This is a genomic window from Bacillus sp. JCM 19034, assembly GCF_001310635.1.
Classification (GTDB): domain Bacteria; phylum Bacillota; class Bacilli; order Bacillales; family Bacillaceae_D; genus Halalkalibacter.
The window spans coordinates 277,834-297,082 of sequence record NZ_BAXR01000003.1 but is presented as its reverse complement, the minus strand read 5'-3'; the positions used below and the strand labels follow the sequence as shown (position 1 = coordinate 297,082).

At 39.3% G+C, this 19,249-nt stretch carries 9 protein-coding genes and 7 pseudogenes; 1 reads left to right on the top strand and 15 read right to left on the bottom strand.

The annotated features are described in order from the left end of the window. Positions 1 to 25: 25 nt before the first annotated feature. The 8 genes and pseudogenes from rsmB to JCM19034_RS07645 all read right to left on the bottom strand — a co-directional run. Entirely contained in the window at positions 26 to 1,375 is a 1,350-nt protein-coding gene (gene rsmB, locus JCM19034_RS07680; protein ID WP_062048610.1) for a 16S rRNA (cytosine(967)-C(5))-methyltransferase RsmB, read from the bottom strand. Continuing rightward, positions 1,368 to 2,312 carry a methionyl-tRNA formyltransferase gene (fmt, locus tag JCM19034_RS07675; protein WP_062048608.1) on the bottom strand — a complete coding sequence of 315 codons (945 nt, stop codon included), beginning with the start codon at positions 2,310 to 2,312 and terminating at the stop codon, positions 1,368 to 1,370. Before fmt ends, rsmB begins: the two co-directional genes overlap by 8 nt. Before the next feature lie 36 nt (positions 2,313 to 2,348). After that, a pseudogene (priA, locus tag JCM19034_RS07670) lies at positions 2,349 to 4,749 on the bottom strand (primosomal protein N'). Between the two features lie 2 nt (positions 4,750 to 4,751). Continuing rightward, a pseudogene (gene coaBC, locus JCM19034_RS07665) lies at positions 4,752 to 5,953 on the bottom strand (bifunctional phosphopantothenoylcysteine decarboxylase/phosphopantothenate--cysteine ligase CoaBC). 132 nt (positions 5,954 to 6,085) lie between these two features. After that, positions 6,086 to 6,319: a DNA-directed RNA polymerase subunit omega gene (gene rpoZ, locus JCM19034_RS07660; protein ID WP_062048606.1), complete on the bottom strand. Its 234-nt coding sequence runs from the start codon at positions 6,317 to 6,319 to the stop codon at positions 6,086 to 6,088. Then, on the bottom strand, positions 6,319 to 6,933 hold the full coding sequence (gene gmk, locus JCM19034_RS07655; RefSeq protein ID WP_062048604.1) for a guanylate kinase: 615 nt from the start codon (positions 6,931 to 6,933) through the stop codon (positions 6,319 to 6,321). The genes rpoZ and gmk overlap by 1 nt, the downstream gene beginning before the upstream one ends. A 42-nt stretch (positions 6,934 to 6,975) precedes the next feature. Continuing rightward, positions 6,976 to 7,239 carry an extracellular matrix/biofilm regulator RemA gene (gene remA / locus JCM19034_RS07650; RefSeq protein WP_062048602.1) on the bottom strand — a complete coding sequence of 88 codons (264 nt, stop codon included), beginning with the start codon at positions 7,237 to 7,239 and terminating at the stop codon, positions 6,976 to 6,978. An 89-nt stretch (positions 7,240 to 7,328) separates the two neighbouring features. Further along, positions 7,329 to 8,174 (bottom strand): annotated as a pseudogene (locus JCM19034_RS07645) (YicC/YloC family endoribonuclease); the annotation flags it as partial. 592 nt (positions 8,175 to 8,766) lie between these two features. Here JCM19034_RS07645 and JCM19034_RS07640 point away from each other — a divergent pair. Then, positions 8,767 to 10,474: pseudogene (locus JCM19034_RS07640) on the top strand (NFACT family protein). Positions 10,475 to 10,630: 156 nt separating this feature from the next. On the opposite strand, the gene pyrE reads toward JCM19034_RS07640, so the two are convergent. The 7 genes and pseudogenes from pyrE to JCM19034_RS07605 form a co-directional block, all read right to left on the bottom strand. Then, positions 10,631 to 11,263 (bottom strand): orotate phosphoribosyltransferase, encoded by a 633-nt coding sequence (gene pyrE, locus JCM19034_RS07635; RefSeq protein WP_156323912.1) that lies wholly within the window; start codon positions 11,261 to 11,263, stop codon positions 10,631 to 10,633. Next, positions 11,260 to 11,973 carry an orotidine-5'-phosphate decarboxylase gene (gene pyrF, locus JCM19034_RS07630; protein ID WP_062048595.1) on the bottom strand — a complete coding sequence of 238 codons (714 nt, stop codon included), beginning with the start codon at positions 11,971 to 11,973 and terminating at the stop codon, positions 11,260 to 11,262. The genes pyrE and pyrF overlap by 4 nt, the downstream gene beginning before the upstream one ends. Continuing rightward, positions 11,970 to 12,884, bottom strand: a complete 915-nt coding sequence (locus JCM19034_RS07625; RefSeq protein WP_062048593.1) for a dihydroorotate dehydrogenase — start codon at positions 12,882 to 12,884, stop codon at positions 11,970 to 11,972. Before JCM19034_RS07625 ends, pyrF begins: the two co-directional genes overlap by 4 nt. Then, a pseudogene (locus tag JCM19034_RS07620) lies at positions 12,881 to 13,660 on the bottom strand (dihydroorotate dehydrogenase electron transfer subunit). The gene JCM19034_RS07625 and the pseudogene JCM19034_RS07620 overlap by 4 nt, the downstream one beginning before the upstream one ends. Before the next feature lie 20 nt (positions 13,661 to 13,680). Further along, positions 13,681 to 16,872, bottom strand: a complete 3,192-nt coding sequence (gene carB / locus JCM19034_RS07615; protein WP_062048590.1) for a carbamoyl-phosphate synthase large subunit — start codon at positions 16,870 to 16,872, stop codon at positions 13,681 to 13,683. Positions 16,873 to 16,887: 15 nt separating this feature from the next. After that, a pseudogene (locus JCM19034_RS07610) lies at positions 16,888 to 17,975 on the bottom strand (carbamoyl phosphate synthase small subunit). After that, positions 17,972 to 19,248: pseudogene (locus JCM19034_RS07605) on the bottom strand (dihydroorotase). Before JCM19034_RS07605 ends, JCM19034_RS07610 begins: the two co-directional pseudogenes overlap by 4 nt. Position 19,249 lies beyond the last annotated feature (1 nt).

The window sequence follows — 19,249 nt, the reverse complement described above, 5'->3', positions numbered from 1 at the left end:
TAAGCACGAACTTGCTTATTAAAATTTATCGAACTTTATTAAAGCACGCTATAAAAAAGCCATCCGTTAAAAAGTCTTGTGGAAGTATCGTTACCATCCCTGGAGAATATCGGCCAAATTCAACCAATTTTTTCGGTAGCCGTGATGACAACGTACGATCTAATTCAAACTGAGGATGCTCTTTTAAAAAGTTCTCTACCGTTCCTTCATTTTCCTCTTTATCTATTGTACATGTACTATAAAGTAACTTCCCATCCTTTTTTACATGCTTACTTAATACTGTTATAAGCTCCTGCTGAATCGATTGAATCGCACTTATATCCGTAGGCTTTTTACTCCATTTAATATCTGGTTTTCGCCGAATAACGCCTAACCCTGAGCAAGGAGCATCGACTAATACTCGGTCAAACTGCTCCCCTTGTAAATAGTCTCCGGATAATCTCGCATCAAGTGCCTTTGTTTTTATACAAGTTAGACCTAAACGGTTTGCTTGCTCCTCAATTAAATGCATTTTATGCTTATGCAAATCTAAAGAATACAATTGACCGTTATTATTCATCCGTTCGGCAATATGGGTTGATTTCCCACCTGGAGCAGCACAAGCGTCGACAATGTGCATATTATCTTGAACATCAAGGGCTCTCGCAACTAACATCGAACTCTCATCTTGTATCGTCATATAGCCTTCTTTGTATAAGTTCGACGAAAGAACGTGCCCAGAATGAACAATAATTGCATCAGGTGATAAATGCCCACGCTCTACATCCATTCCTTCATCTCTTAATCGCTCAATTACTTCCTCAACCGTCGCCTTTAGACGATTAACGCGGATCGTAACGGATGGTGGTTGATTACTTACCTGACAAATAGCCTTCGCATCTTTTTCGCCGTACTGATCGATCCACCGAGAAACTAACCATTTTGGGAAGCTTAATTCAAGCGACATTCTTTTTTTCTCATTTTTGATTGTCTCAAAACTCGGTTGTCCTTGACGTTGTACTGATCGTAGGACACCGTTAACCATTCCACTTATCCCTTCATGTCCGCGTCTAGATGCAATCATCACTGCTTCATGTATAATAGCTCGTTCAGGGACTCGATCTAAGTACAGCATTTGGTAAACGGATAAACGTAATAAGACGTGCACCCATTGCTCGATTGATTCAAAGCCATTTTTTACAAAAGGTGATAAAAAATAATCAAGTGTATTTTTTCGTTGTATCGTACCATAGACGATCTCAGTTAATAGGCCCACATCACGTTTGGAAAACTCATTTTTTTTCACTAATTGGTTTAATAACAAATTGCTATAGGCTTGCTCTTTCTCGACTTGTAATAGAGCATCTAAGGCAACTTCACGTACAAGTTTACTCATGACCAATCCTCATTCCAGCTTTTAGTGATGAGCCAGCTCCACGAATAAACGAGGCACCATCCATTCTTTTCTTCCCTGCAGGTTGTAAATCTGTAATTTTAATGGAAGTGGAATTCCCCGTTGATACGACAAAACCATCTTCATCAATTCGTTCAATAACTCCTGGTTCATTATTTCCTACAGATGGAACCTTCTCTCCCCACCAAACTTTAAATACTTTACCAAGAAGCTCCGTAAAAGCAACTGGCCAAGGATGTAACCCTCTAATATGATTGTAAATCTCTTCGCCTGTTTTTTCCCAATTGATCCGCTCCATTTCCCTCGTAATATTACTGGCAAATGTAACTTGTGATACATCTTGTGGTATGGCTTTTGCTTTTCCATTGATAATATTAGGAATCGTTGATAAAAGTAGACGTGCTCCTTCTTTACTTAACTTATCATGCAATGACCCAACAGTATCCCTTTCCTCAATAGGCACTTTCACATAAGAAAGCATATCACCAGCGTCTAATTTTTCAACCATGTACATGATCGTAACTCCTGCTTCTTTTTCCCCGTCAATGATCGCTTGATGAATTGGAGCACCACCACGATATTTAGGCAACAAAGAAGCATGTACATTAATACACCCAAATTTCGGAAAGTCTAAAATTTCTTTCGGCAAAATTTGTCCGAATGCTGCCGTAACAATTAGATCAGGCTTATAGGCAAGCACTTTATCAATTTCTACCGATTCTTTTATTTTTTCTGGTTGTAAAACATCAATACTATGTGCTGTTGCTTCCACTTTTACAGGTGGAGGAGTCAGAGTTTTTTTTCTTCCTACTGGACGATCTGGCTGTGTAACGACAGCAACGATATCATAATTAGCTTCCTTTAATGAACGTAGCACAGGAACAGCAAAATCAGGAGTCCCCATAAATACAATCTTCATTTTCTAACCGCCTTCTTTCTTTCAACTCACGCTTCTTTATGTAAATAAATAAGGTTGTAAATCAATCGTCAACTGTAACCCTTTGTTTAATTCACGTTGATAATGCTCCCTTACTTCCAATAATACCTGTCTTAATTTCGGTTCGTTTTTGTATTTTATCATGCATTGATAGCGATATCTATCCTTAATACGAGCAAGTGGAGATGCGACAGGACCTAACACAGTTGTTTCAGGTGACAGCTCTCTTCTTAAAAAGTGAACAACGGTTTCGGCAACATCGATTACTTTCATTAATTCTTGATGGGATATAGTTATGAGTGTCATATAAACATAAGGAGGATATTGAGCAAATTTCCGTTGTTGCATCTCCGTTTGAAAGAACGCGTGATAATCGTGAGACTTAACAAGCTCAATGCTGTAATGCTCTGGTGTATAGGATTGAATGATGACCTCACCAGCAAGCTCATGGCGTCCAGCTCGTCCACTCACCTGTTCTAACAATTGAAAGGTACGTTCAGCTGAGCGAAAGTCAGGGATATGAAGCATAGAATCGGCTGCTAATACACCGACTAACGTGATAGAAGGAAAATCTAATCCTTTTGCAATCATTTGTGTCCCTAATAAGATGTCTGCCTCTTTTTTCCCAAAAGACGTTAGTAATTGCTCATGTGAACCCTTCTTTCGAGTTGTGTCAACATCCATCCGTATAACCCTTGCTTCGGGTAGCACTCGTGTTAACTCTTCTTCAACTTTTTGTGTACCTGATCCAAAAAAGCGAATATGTTCACTTCCACATTCTTGACACGTTCTTGGCATCGGTTCTTCATGTCCACAATAATGGCATTTTAGTCGATTTTGACTACGATGATACGTAAGGGAAATATCACATGAGCGACATGTCGCCACATACCCACAATCTCTGCACATCACAAAAGTGGAATGACCACGTCGATTTAAAAATAACACACTTTGCTCACCCTTCTCGAGTCGCTCCTTTAATTTTTCAAATAACGTTGTTGAAAACATCGAGCGATTACCAGCTCTAAGCTCCTCCCTCATGTCGATCACATGTACATCAGGCATTGGTCTGTTTTGCACACGCTCATCCAATGTCAATAATTGATAAACACCTTTTTGTGCTCTTGCGAACGATTCAAGTAACGGTGTTGCACTCCCTAATATAACGGGACACTGATGATAACGAGCCCGTTCAATCGCTACGTCCCTCGCATGATAACGTGGACTTTCTTCCTGTTTATAACTTGTTTCATGTTCTTCGTCAATAATAATCATGCCGATGCGATCAAATGGTGCAAAAACAGCTGATCTTGCACCTACGACAACCTTTACTTCCTTCCGGCTAATTTTTCGCCATTCATCATATTTTTCTCCCATTGATAAGCCAGAATGCAAAACAGCAACATCTGATCCAAAACGGCCTTTGAAGCGTTCAACCATTTGCGGAGTTAAAGCGATCTCCGGTACGAGCATAATCGCCTCTTTATTTAATTCAAGTGCTTGCTGAATTACTTGCAAATACACCTCTGTCTTGCCACTTCCTGTTACACCATGTAAAAGGAAAACTTCGTGTTCGTTTTTATTAATATAAGGTTTAACTCGATGGACAACTAGCTTTTGGTGATCTGTTAACGATAGTGGCTCTGTTCGCTCAAAACTCTTTCCCGCTAACGGATCACGGTAAATTTCTTGCTCAAATTCCTTTATGATTCCTTTTTCTCGTAACGTCTTTAATGCGGAACGAGTTGTTTCTGCTATTTCTAACAAATCACGTACCGGCATTGCTCTATCAACCGTCTCGCTTAAAATTCTAACGATTTCTAATTGCTTGCTTGCTCTTTTCGTAAGTAATGAATTAGCCTCTTCTTTAGTTAATAGAAGTTTTGCATAACGTTGTGTTTTTGCTTTCCCTTTTTCTGTAACTTGATACTCTATCTCTAGAGTACCCTTTTTTATTTCTGTTTGAACACTTTTTACCATTGTGTTACTTTTTTGTAAAATATCTGTCCAGAGGCAATAATCCGCTTCCTCAAAAAGTTCTAACAACGAAGGTGTCAATTTTTCCTTATTTTTAATACGAACTAACTTTTTAACTTTTTGTTCTAAGTGCAGCAGGTACCATCAGTTGGTATGCTGATACTTTAAAAGATAATGTCGACTCTGCTAACCAATTCCCTAACTGAAGTAATTCTTCTGATAAAATTGGAACGGCATCTAAAACTTCTATCATTTCCTTTGTCTTCTCATATGACGACTGTTCGGTTACAGATATGACAAACCCTTGAATTTTCCGTGGACCAAAAGGAACGATAACACGCATTCCCGGTTGAACAACACTTTCCCAATTCTTTGGTATTTTATAATCAAATTGGCGGTCCGTTTGTGCAGCAGGCACATCAACTATTACTTTGGCAAACATCTTTAGTTCACCTTCTTAACATGTATTAAAGTCTCTTCTAACACACGGATAGCAGCCTCTTTTTTTGTAAGCATTGGAAATGGTTTAACTTCACCATTTCGATGGATGATCGTAATTTGATTCGTATCACCTTTAAATCCTGATCCTGCTTCACTTATATTATTTGCAACAATTAAATCCAAGTTTTTCTTTTCAAGCTTACTTTTAGCATACTCAAGCATATTTTCAGATTCAGCAGCAAATCCAACGATAACTTGTGCTGGTGTCTTCTTGTTAGCTAACGTTTGCAGTATATCAACCGTTCTTTCCATCTCAATCGACCATTCACCTGGTTGCTTCTTTCGTTTTTGCTGATAGGTCACTTTCGGTCTATAATCTGCTACAGCTGCTGCTTTAATTATTATATCAGCACTTGGAAGAATCTCATTTACAGCTTCAAACATATCACTTGCACTCGTTACTGGAACGTACTCGACACCCACTGGTGGTTTCATCGTTGTTGGACCAGATACGAGAGTAACCTCTGCTCCCATTTGTTTAGCTGCTTCTGCAATAGCATAGCCCATTTTACCAGAAGAATGATTTGTAAAATATCGTACAGGATCTATCTTTTCCTGTGTTGGGCCGGCCGTAATAACTACCCGTTTTCCTGCTAACGCTTTGGAACGATGAAAATACTCTTCTATCATTTTCAATATGAATGCTGCTCTGCCATTCTTCCTTTTCCCGTCCAGCCACATGCAAGGTAGCCTTCTTCCCCCTCTATAAATGTATAACCATCTTCCTTTAATTGGCTAATATTACGTTGTACAGCCCTATGTTCATACATATTAACATTCATCGCTGGAGCAATAAATATAGGGGCTTTCGTTGCTAACAAGCACGTTGTGACAAAATCATCAGCCATTCCTTGGGCGAGCTTCGCAATAATGTTTGCTGTAGCTGGAGCAATAATGATGATATCAGCCCAATCAGCAACATCAATGTGAGCAATTTTCTCCGGATCAGGCTCCGTAAACGTATCAACATATACAGGTTGACGCGAAAGGGCTTGAAACGTTAGCGGTGTTACAAACCTCTGGGCAGATTGAGTCATCATTACTTTCACATTTGCACCTTGTTGGATGAGCTGACTTGTTAGAGCTGCCGCTTTATAAGAAGCAATCCCTCCTGTGACAGCCAGAACGATATTTTTCCCCTTCATCCTTTACCACTCCCCTTTGTACTAAGCACCCTTTAACATCTTTCTGTTTGGCGTCTTACATTATTCTTCGTCTGATATAAAAATGAGGTGCCCCAAAGGCTTGTAACCTTATGAGACACCTTCTAATCCCGTTTAGTCGTGCTTACCGTATTCTTCTCGTATTGCTGCTGTACGCTCGAAATTTAAGTGGTCATGAACAATTTCTTCTAGCGCTACACCTACAGGCTTATGTGACACAGGTCTCTCAACAATTGGGGCACGTTTTGCATTTTCGCGAATTTCTCTTGCTCGTTTTGCAGATACCGTTACAAGCGTATACTTCGAATCTAATTTCTGTAATAATGAATCAATTGATGGATATAGCATTAATTTACCTCCACTAGTTCCTTATATTTTTCAAAAACTCTCTCACGCCGACAATGTTCAGCCGTTACAATTGATTTAATACGCTCGACAGCTAATTCTACTTTATCATTTTCGACGACATAATCGTAATTTTTCATCATATCAATTTCTGCTCTTGCCACATTCATTCGTTCATTAATAATCTCCTCTGTCTCGGTACCTCTACCAACAATTCGATTACGCAGCTCACTTAAGCTTGGCGGAATGAGGAAAATAAACACACCTTCAGGGAAACGTTCCTTCACTTTTAATGCACCTTGTACCTCGATCTCCAATATTATATCCTTTCCCTTAGCCAAAGTATCCTCGACATAATCAATTGGAGTACCATAAAAGTTACCAACGTATTCAGCCCATTCTAGTAAACGATTATTTGCAATCATTTCTTCAAATTCTTCCTTAGATTTAAAGAAATAATTTACGCCGTCTACTTCCCCTAGTCTTGGGGCCCTCGTTGTAGCAGAAACAGAATATTCTATATCTGTATCATGTTTACGTAAAGCAGAACAAACGGTTCCCTTTCCAACTCCAGCCGGCCCTGATAATACTAATAAAAGACCTTTATCTTTTTTCATAAGTACCTCCTACATCTATGTAAACCTAGCGACCTTATTTTATTATGACTCTTCGGCACCCTCTTCTTTCGTTGTTAAACGCTGTGCTACTGTTTCTGGCTGTACTGCACTTAATATAACATGGTCACTATCTGCTATAATAACAGCACGTGTACGTCGCCCATATGTAGCATCAATTAACATGTTTCGGTCGCGTGCATCTTGAATAATTCGTTTAATTGGTGCTGACTCTGGACTTACGATCGAAATAATTCGATTGGCTGAAACAATATTCCCAAAGCCTATGTTAATTAACTTTATATTCATACAGACCCCCAATTTTGGAAAGGATCTTTCCCTCTCCATTGTTATCCAAACTATCCTTACTATATACGAATTCGCTCGTTTTTTCTAGGTTATTCAATATTTTGTACTTGTTCTTTCACCTTTTCAAGATTTCCTTTCATTTCAACCACTTCTTGTCTAATAAAAGAATCACTTGCTTTCGAACCAATTGTATTAACCTCTCGATTCATCTCTTGAACTAAAAAATCTAACCTTCTACCAATAGGTTCCATCAAATCACAATAATAGAAAAATTGCTTTATATGCGACTTTAAACGAGCTATTTCTTCGGTTATATCGATTTTATCTGCTAAGATGGCTACCTCGGTTAGTACCCTAGACTCATCAATTTCATGACTAGCTATTAACGATTCAATGTGTGCCTTCATTCGATCTTTTGCTGAATCTAGTAGGCTAGTTACGGCCTCTTCCACACGTTGAAGATGATGAGTAAGTTTGTTCATTTCCGCAGCCATTGTTGTTAATAGTTCTTCTCCCTCCTGTTCTCTCATTTGCAATAATGAAAGTAACGCCTGATTGACTGCTTCTAATATGAGAGTGTCGTCTTCAACTAAGACTGCATCCTTCTCGTCTATTTTCACAATTGATTCGTTTAATAGGAGCTGATTAATATCTAATGGAAGGGCATCCTTCTCTTTATGGCGAATCATTCGAAAAGCTTCAATGTACTGATCAACTAAATCCTCATCAACATGAATGAGCAAATTCCCTTCTAAATCCCCTTCTATTTTAACGAAAATATCAATTTTCCCTCGAGAGATTACCTTTTTCACCATTCGTACAATTTCCTCTTCTAGTGCAGGCTTTGATTGGAAAAGTCGTACTTGACAATCAAAGAAACGTTGATTGACTGACTTTATTTCTGCGAAAACATCCAAACCTTCTTTAGTCATATGGCTGTACCAAAACCTGTCATACTTTTCATATCATCACATCCAATCATTATTCTAACGAAATCTATATGTTTCAACAAGAGATTCCGGACAATATTCTAATTAGATTGTATTTAATGGATAATCTACTTAATTTACAGAAAATGAACCAAATATACGAAACTTTAATCGTATAATATTAGCTTAGCATAATCCACACCTAGTATACACCATTGGAATATCCGTTCTTCTCTATTTAACGATTCTTTTCTTTGAACGACCCTAAAGTTGAGGAATCCTAAGAACTAGTATATTAAGCCTTTATCGAATAAAATATTTCAACAGTAGTGGTTATTCAATTGAGTCATGCCTGAGTAAAATACGTATCATAGACATAAAACCTATTTTCTATTTTCTACTTTCTTTATTCTTAGTCCTTCGTGTAATGTCAATTATTATTCATTTGCCTTATCCAACAACCTCTTCCTCATTCCCTTCTGTCATCATATACATGCCATTTTATTCAGCAGTTAGGTAAAACATGCTATACTAAAGTAATGCACATATGAAATAATGATTACAATCGTTCACATGGCAATGAGAAAGGATGAACAAGATGTCATTCGACGGATTTATGACACGAGCTATTACACATGAATTGAGCTCACAAATAACCTCAGGTCGCATTTCAAAAATATATCAGCCTTTTAAAACTGATTTAGTATTTACGATTCGTGCTAATCGGCAAAATTTCCACTTGCTTATGTCTGTTAATGCAAGTTTCGCACGGATACATTTTACAAACGAAAAATACGAAAATCCTGCTGAACCACCGATGTTCTGCATGCTTTTGCGTAAGCATTTAGAAGGGGCTATCATAGAACAAATTGAACAGCTAGATATGGAGCGAGTAATTGTCTTTACGATCCGGCATAAAGACGAGATTGGCGATGAGACACGTAAGAAGCTGTACATTGAGATTATGGGCAGACATAGTAATATTAGCCTAGTTGATGCCGACACGGAGATCATTCTTGATTCCATTAAACATGTTGGTTTAACACAAAGTAGCATTAGAACGATCCTTCCAGGCCAACGTTACATAAGGCCTCCTGAACAGAACAAAGAAGATCCACTTATGATTGATGAAACTCGCTTGCTGCAACTTTTAGATTTCAATGCTGGTAAGCTTGATAAGCAACTCGTTGATCACTTAGCAGGACTGTCACCGATGCTTGCAAAAGAAATCATTCATTTGGCTGGACCATTCGTAAATAAACAGTCTATTAGTGAAGCATTCCTTTCACTCATGACACAATTTAAAAATCATTCGTATGAGCCAGAAATGATTATGAGTGAAAAAGAAGCGTTTTCACTCATCCACCTTAAGCACCTAAATGGCGAAAGAAAAACGTTTAAAACCGTCAGTGAATTACTCGATCGTTTCTTCTTTGGAAAGGCAGAGCGTGACCGTGTTAAGCAGCAAGCACATGATTTAGAACGTTTTATGAAAAATGAATGGCAAAAAAACAAGAAAAAAATCAAAAAAGTTAGAAAAAACGTTAACCCAAGCAGACCAAGCACAAGAATATCAGAAACTCGGTGAGCTTATTACGGCAAATATTCATATGATCAAACGTGGAGATACGTCTGTTGAGGCCATTGATTATTACGATGAAAACCAAAAGACAATTACAATAGAATTGGATCCATTAAAGACAGGTTCCGAAAATGCTCAAGCATACTTTAAACGCTACAACAAGGCAAAAAATTCAGTAAAAGTTGTTCATGAGCAAATCGAAAAAAGTAATGAAGAAATGCGTTACTTCGAACTGCTCATTCAACAAATGGAAAGTGCGTCACCAAAGGATATTGAGGAAATACGAGAAGAATTGATAGAAGAGGGCTATTTACGTCGTAGACAGCAACAAAAAAAGAAAAAGAAAGATGTAAAGCCACAAATTGAAGCGTACCAATCAACAACTGGCATCGACTTTTATGTTGGAAAGAATAATAAGCAAAATGAATATGTCACCATGCGTTTCGCCCGTCAAGATGAAATATGGCTTCACACAAAAGACATTCCAGGGTCTCATGTTGTGATTAGAAGTTTTGATCCTGATGAGCAAACATTGATCGAAGCTGCTACCGTTGCTGCGTTTTTTAGTAAAGCACGCCAGTCAAGTTCCGTTCCAGTTGACTACACGAAAATTCGCCATGTTCATAAGCCTAATGGTGCCAAACCTGGGTTTGTCATTTATGAACAGCAAACAACTTTATTTGTTACACCAGATGAAGATCTTGTACGCTCATTAAGAAAGTAAGTGTTATTTGCTTTTAAACCTTTTTGAATATTATGGACATGATATTAGAAGGTACTCTCTTCTAATAAATCATAAAAATATCTCCCATCTGTAAACAGATTTTTATTTCATCTGTCTACTTTGATGGGAGCAAACTTAATTAGGAACGCACTTTGGTTACTGATCCATCCAATTAAGAGATTGCGGATCTTTTCTCCATTCATTTAATTTTGCAACATCCTCTTGTTGAATATAGCCATTATTACTAGCTACCTCAACTAATGTGGAATAGCTAGTTAAAATATATGCTGGTAATTCGGCTTTTTGCATCGTCTCTTCGGCTTTTGGAAATTCATATGTAAATATCGCCAATACAGCCACTACTTCTGCTCCTGCTGCCTTCAGAGCTTCAGCAGCTTTAACAACACTACCTCCCGTTGAAATAAGGTCTTCGACAAGTACGACCTTCTGACCTTGCTCGATTTTACCTTCAATTTGATTTTGCTTTCCATGCCCTTTTGCACTACCACGTACGTAAACCATTGGTAAATCTAGTGCGTCTGCTAATAAAGCTGCATGTGGGATACCTGCAGTTGCCGTACCTGCAATCACATCCGCATGCTTTATATGCTCGTTATAAAGCTCAACAAATCCTTTAATAATATCCTTTCTCACATTCGGAAATGAAAGCGTTAATCGATTATCACAATAAATTGGAGACTTTATTCCCGATGTCCATGTAAAAGGATTTTTTGGTTGCAAATGGACAGCTTCTATATTTAATAAATGCTTTGCTATAACTTCCCTCACCTTAAGCCCTCCCATTGTTGCTTCATAATTTGATAAACGGAAAGTGGATCTTTGGCTGTTGTTATACTCCGACCAACAACAATTCCCCAACTCCCAAGCTCTCTCGCTTTTTCTGGAGTAACCACTCGCTTCTGATCACCTTTTTCATCTTCTGCCCGTCTAATACCTGGACAAACTGTATAAAAGCTTGACCCGCATACTTCATGAATAAGTGGTACTTCCTGAGCGGAACATACTACACCATCAACCCCACTATTTTTCGCTAATTGAGCATAAGACTGTACAACATTTTCGAGTGGTTGGTCGATTAACAGCTCCTGCTGCATCGTTGCTTCATCTGTACTCGTTAGTTGTGTTACAGCAATAAGTACAGGACGTTTCTTCCCTAGAGACGTGCCTGACTCAAGTCCTTCTACAGCTGCCTCCATCATTCTTTTACCACCTGCTGCATGGACATTCACAATATCAACTTCAAGCTTTGCTAATTCCTTCATTGTTCTTTGGACTGTATTGGGGATGTCATGGAGCTTTAAATCTAGAAAAATTTGATGGCCAGATTCCCTTAACTCTTCAATCACTTGAATCCCTTCACGATAAAATAGCTCCATTCCAACTTTCACAAATAATGATTCTGTTTTTAAAGATTGTAACAACTCTAGCCTCTTTAATCTATCGTCTAAGTCAAGTGCGATGATAAATGGTCGATTCATTTATTCCAGCTCCCTCCGATTAATTCATGAATATCATTCACTTCTAATTGATCTAATAATGCTGGAAGCTCTTCTATAATCGTTGGACAAATAAGAGGATCAGTAAAGTTGGCTGTCCCAATCGCGACAGCACTAGCACCAGCTAACATAAACTCAACGACATCCTCAGCCGTTTGAATACCACCCATACCAATAATCGGGATATCGACAACTTGACTTACTTGATGAATCATTCGAATCGCTACCGGCTTAATCGCAGGACCAGACAAGCCCCCATACTGATTCGCTAAAATTGGTTTACGTCTACGGATATCAATTCGACTCCCTAATAATGTATTAATCATCGATAACCCGTCTGCTCCAGCTTTTTGAACCGCACGGGCAATTTCAACAATATCAGCCACATTTGGCGATAGCTTCACATAAACAGGAACACTTGACACTGCTTTTACTTCCTTCGTTAACTCTGCAGCGATCTCAGGAACAGTTCCAAAAGCAATTCCTCCTTGCTTAACATTTGGGCAGGAAATATTTAGTTCAATTGCATGAACATTCGGTGCTTTAGACAGCTTTTCCGTTGTTGCAACGTAATCATCAATTTCTGTTCCAGCAACATTTGCAACGATCGGAACATCATATCGTTTTAGCCACGGTAATTCATTTGCCAATACGCCTTCCAGTCCCGGATTTTGCAAGCCTATCGCATTCAACATTCCGGCTGTTGTTTCAGCAACTCGAGGTGTCGGGTTTCCGAAGCGTGGCTCGGCTGTTGTTGCTTTAATAGCAATCGCTCCTAGTTCACTTAAATCATAAAAAGCTGCATATTCTTTCCCAAAACCGAAACAACCTGAAGCAGGCATGATCGGATTTTTCATAGACAAACCAGGAAGTCCAACGTTTAATCGACTCATAATACAACCTCCCCTACACGAAAGACAGGGCCATCTGTACAAACCTTACGATAGCTCGTTCCTGACTCATCACCGGTTACATGACATACACAGGCAAAACAAGCACCTACTCCACAGCCCATCCGTTCTTCAAGAGAAATATAAAGCTTTTTCATTCGGATAACGCTCTGATAAAGCTTTTAACATTGGAGTTGGCCCACACGAATACATATAATCAAACGGCAAATGCTCCTTGTTCAACACATCGGTTACAAAACCAGCTGTCCCATAAGAACCATCAGCTGTTGCGATATACGTATCTCCTAATTCGCTAAATTCTTCCTCATAAAAAACATCTTCCTTTGATTGGAAACCGAGTACGTGCATAACACGTACTCCCTTTTGCTTTAATTGATTAGATAAATAGTAGAGAGGAGGGACACCGATTCCACCTCCAACAAGAACCGCTGTCTCTTTTTGTTTGATTTCCTCTATTGGAAAGCCTTGACCTAAAGGTCCTAAAAGATCAATCGCATCTCCTGCTTTCTTTTCCGCTAACCGTTTCGTTCCATTACCTTCAACTCGGTATAGCATAGTAACGGTCTGATTCGTTAGGTCGACATCGCAAATACTAATTGGACGTCTTAATAGCAGATCATGCTATCGCTAACTCGTACGTGAAGAAATTGACCTGGTGCCGTCATTTGTTGAACGATCGTTCCACTTACCGTTAATTCAAATACGTTTGATGTTAATGGTCGTTGCGATTGAACGGTTACTAACCCTTTTTTCATCATAGTCCCCCCACTCGTTTTTTCTAAAGCTTCAACTCAGGCATATGCTCTGAAGAGAATGTTATTGATTCAAGCACTCGTAATAATGCTTCTGCTGTATCCATTGATGTTAAACAAACAACGCCGTTTTCCACCGCTTCTCGGCGAATACGGAATCCATCACGAGCAGGCTGTTTTCCTCTTGTTAGCGTATTAATGACAAATTGTGCTTGTCCTTGTTGAATCACATCTAATAAATGTGGCTTTTCCTCACCGATTTTATTGACAATAGTTACCGGAATGTTAGCTTCCTGTATGAAGCTTGCTGTTCCTGTCGTTGCTAATATATCGAAGCCTAATCGATGGAAACGGTCAACAAGTGCCAAAGCCTCGTCCTTGTCTTTATCAGCGACTGTAAACAAGACAGAACCGTGAGTTGGTATTTGCATACCCGAAGCGACTAGTCCTTTATATAACGCTTTTTCTAACGTATGGTCACGACCCATTACTTCTCCAGTCGACTTCATCTCAGGTCCTAACGTAATATCGACCCTTCTTAATTTCGCAAATGAGAATACAGGTACTTTCACAGATACTTCCTTTGCTTCTTCTTGATAGCCTGTTTCATAGCCAAGTTCAGGCAACGATTGTCCAAGCATAACTTTCGTTGCAATATTAGCCATCGGTACACCGGTAATTTTACTTAAAAATGGTACAGTTCGACTTGAACGCGGGTTAACTTCAAGCACATAAACTTCATCTTTGTGCCAAACAAACTGGATATTCAATAGACCAATAATTTTCAATCCTCTTGCGATGGAGATTGTTCGTTCAATCAGCTTTTGCTTTAAATGCTCTGGAACTGTTTGCGGAGGATAGACGGCAATGGAATCACCAGAATGCACCCCTGCACGTTCAATATGTTCCATTATCCCTGGAATAAACACATTTTCACCATCGGAAATCGCATCGACTTCAAGCTCTTTCCCCGTTAAATAACGGTCAACTAACACCGGATGTTTCGGGTTAACGTTAACTGCATTTGTCATATAATTTAATAATTCATCCTCTTTATAAACGATTTCCATCGCTCGCCCACCAAGAACATAGGATGGTCGAACAAGAACCGGATAGCCAATTTCACGAGCAATTTCAACTGCTCCTTCTACAGAAGTTGCCGTGCGCCCAAGTGGTTGTGGGATATTGAGTTCCAGCAATGTTTGTTCAAATTTATCACGATCCTCAGCACGATCCATACTTTCTAATGATGTCCCGATAATAGGAACACCTCTTGCTTGTAAATCTGCTGCTAAGTTGATCGCTGTTTGTCCACCAAACTGAACGATAACGCCCTCTGGCTTTTCTTGTTCATAAACGTGCATAACATCTTCAACTGTCAATGGTTCAAAATAAAGCTTATCAGATGTACTAAAATCGGTTGAAACTGTTTCTGGATTGTTGTTCATGATAATTGCTTCAAACCCAGCTTCTTTAATTGCCCATACCGTATGGACCGTTGCATAATCAAATTCAATCCCTTGTCCAATTCGAATTGGACCAGATCCTAAGACAAGAATACTCTTTTGCGGTGTTCGTTTTGATTCATTTTCTTCTTCATAAGTTCCGTAAAAATAAGGAGTAGCTGATTCGAATTCAGCAGCACATGTATCAACCATTTTATAAACAGGCATCAATCCGTGTTGCTTACGGAATTCATAAACTTCGCTTTCGTTTTGCTCCCATAAACGTGCGATTGCTAAATCGGAAAATCCTCTTTCTTTCGCCTTCTTTAATAGTTCTGTATCACCTTTTGCCTCTTTCAACTGTGCTTCAAGCTGAATGATACGATGTAGCTTTTGCATGAAAAATCGGTCTATTTTAGTACGTTCACATAGCGTTTGTACCGTTTCACCACGTCTTAAGAGCTCAGCAAGAATAAACAAACGCTCATCATCCGCCTTTGGAATGCGATCAAGTAATACCTCTGTTTCGATTTTTGTTAATTTTAAATCATATAAGTGATCATAACCTGCTTCTAATGAACGAACAGCCTTTAGTAAAGATTCCTCTAAATTTCTCCCGATTGCCATTACTTCCCCAGTCGCCTTCATTTGCGTACCGAGTGATCGATTAGCTGATTCAAATTTATCAAACGGCCAGCGTGGGATTTTCGAAACGACATAATCAAGGGCTGGTTCAAAGCTCGCATACGTTTTCCCTGTGATTGGGTTCATTAACTCATCCAAACTATAACCTACAGCAATCTTTGCTGCCATTTTGGCAATCGGATAACCTGTTGCCTTCGATGCTAGTGCTGATGAACGACTTACACGCGGGTTTACTTCAATAATATAATATTGATCACTATTGGCATCATGAGCAAACTGAACGTTACAGCCTCCTTCGATACCGAGAGCTCTAATAATCGTTAAAGACGCATTACGGAGACGTTGGTAATCTCGGTCCGTTAATGTTTGGCTCGGTGCAACAACAATTGAATCGCCTGTATGAACACCCACCGGATCAATGTTCTCCATATTACAAACAACAATAGCGTTATCACTTGCATCACGCATCACTTCATATTCGACTTCTTTAAAGCCGGCTATACTCTTCTCTACTAAACATTGAGTGACAGGACTATACTTCAGCCCGCTTGCAACAATTTCTTTAAACTCTTGCTCATTATTGGCAATACCGCCTCCCGTTCCACCTAATGTATAAGCGGGACGAATAATAACTGGATAGCCAACTTTCCGAACGAACGCAAATGCTTCATCAAGGTTATGAACGATGTCACTTTCTGGTACTGGTTGATTTAATTCATGCATTAAACTTCTAAATAAATCACGATCCTCTGCTCGTTTGATCGCATCAAGGTTCGTACCAAGAAGCTCAATTTGATAACGTTCAAGAATACCTGATTCTTCTAACTCCATTGCCATATTTAATCCCGTTTGTCCACCCAATGTTGCAACAATTCCATCAGGACGTTCTTTCCGAATAATCTTGCTGACAAATTCAAGTGTAATCGGTTCAATGTATACACGATCAGCCATTGTCGTATCCGTCATGATCGTTGCTGGATTGGAGTTAATTAAAATAACTTCATATCCTTCTTCCTTTAATGCTTGACAAGCTTGTGTTCCTGCATAATCGAACTCTGCAGCTTGTCCAATCACAATCGGCCCAGACCCGATGACTAATACTTTTTGTATATCGTTACGTTTTCCCATTATTTTCTCCCCCTACTATACGTGTAGTGAACGTTTCTTAGCTGTTTCCATCATTGCGATAAATTGATCAAACAAATCATTGGCATCATGAGGTCCCGGTGAAGCTTCAGGATGATATTGCACACTAAATGCAGGTGCATCCTTCACTTTTATACCTTCAACCGTCCCATCATTCACTGCTACATGTGTGAGCTGTAAGGACGTACCTTCCAATGACTTTAAATCCACCGTATAACCATGATTTTGTGCTGTAATGGCAATTTTTCCAGTTTCTAAGTCGCGAACCGGGTGGTTTGAGCCGCGATGCCCGAAGCGTAATTTACTCGTTGTTGCTCCGCCAGCTAAAGCTAGCAACTGATGACCTAAACAAATACCGAAAATCGGTACTTTGCCGATTAATTGTTTAATCATTTCGATCGCCTCAGGAACATCGACTGGATTCCCCGGACCATTACTTAACATAACACCGTCTGCCCCTAAACGAATGATCTCTTCAGCTGGCGTGTTATAAGGTACGACGACAACATCACATTGACGAGCAATCAATTCTTGTAAAATACCATGCTTCATCCCAAAATCCACTAGCACAACTCGATTGCCTCTTCCTGGTGCGTGATACGGATCCTTTGTTGAAACTCTTTCAACTTGATCATGTGGAAAATCAGCTTGTTGCAATTCTTTTACAACTGAGTTCACATCGATTTCAAGCGAACAAATTCTCCCTTTTAACGTACCGTGCTCTCTGATTAGCCTCGTTAATTTACGTGTGTCAATTCCTGAAAGACCAGGTATATCCTTTGCTGCTAATAGCTCATGAAGGGGCTCCTCTTTTTGACAATGACTTGGCTCAGGCTCGTATTCTTTAACAATTAAACCATTGATTGCTGGTGTAATAGATTCGAAATCATCGCGATTAATCCCATAATTTCCGATTAATGGATACGTCATCGTAATTATTTGGCACAATAAGAAGGGTCAGATAAAATTTCTTGGTACCCTGTCATTCCAGTATTAAACACTACTTCTCCGCTCAGTTCTTTTGCCGAACCAAATCCTTCTCCAACAAACACAGATCCATCTTCCAAAATTAATTGACGTTTCATGAGGTCACCTTTCCTTTCGCAAATACAAGTTGTCCACCTACAAATGTATATTCAGGCCATCCAACACAAGACCAGCCTAAAAATGGCGTGTTTTTCCTTTTGATAATAGTTGATCAGCACGAATTTCTTTCTCATTTTCTAAATCTATAATTGTTACATCTGCAATAGCCCCTTGCTTAAGGGTGCCATATGGTAGATCGAACGTTTCTGCAGGCTTTACCGTTAACCAATCTACTAATTGTTTCAACGTAATTTTCCCTGTTTTTACAAAGTGAGTATATAATAAAGGAAAAGCAGTTTCTAAGCCGACAATACCAAATGGTGCTTTCTCCATACCCGCTGCTTTTTCATCTGCTGAGTGTGGTGCATGATCTGTTGCAATAAAATCGATCGTCCCGTCTAATAAGCCTTCCCATAATGCTTCACGATCGGCTTTTGACCGAAGAGGTGGATTCATTTTATAGTTAGGATCAACCCCTTCAATATCTTCATCACATAGTAGTAGATGATGTGGTGTTACTTCAGCTGTTACATGAATACCTGCTTTTTTCGCATCACGAACAACCCGAACTGACTCCTTCGTACTAATATGACAAACATGGTAATGAACGCCTGCCGCTTCAGCTAAAAGGACATCTCTTGCAATATGTACAGACTCACAAACAGATGGAATTCCTTTTAAGCCATTTGCTTTAGCAAATTCGCCTTCGTGTACAGAACCACCATGAATCAATGTGTTTTCTTCACAATGAGCAACAATCGCCATATTTAATTCCGAGGCTTTCTTCATCGCTTGTAGCATCATATCAGCAGATTGAACGCCTACGCCATCATCTGTAAAAGCAAACGCACCAGCCTCTTTTAATGCGGAAAAATCAGTAAGGTCTTTTCCAAGCTGTCTAGTTGTAATTGCTGCATACGGTAGTACTCGGACAACAGCTGTTTCATCGATCCGCTTTTGTAGCCACTCTACCTGGTCCTTCGTATCAGGCACTGGACGTGTGTTAGGCATTGGACAAATCGTTGTAAAACCTCCTGCCGCTGCTGCTTGTGTTCCTGTAGCAATTGTTTCTTTATGTTCGCCACCGGGTTCACGTAAATGGACATGTACATCAACTAAACCAGCAGATATGAGCTTCCCTGAAACATCTATTACTTCTGTTACTTGTTCGTTCGTTTCAAATTGAATCTTCCCATCAATGAAATAAACATCTTGTTGTATGAGCTCACCATTTCCTTGTAAAATGAATCCACCTATTAATTTTGTATTCATC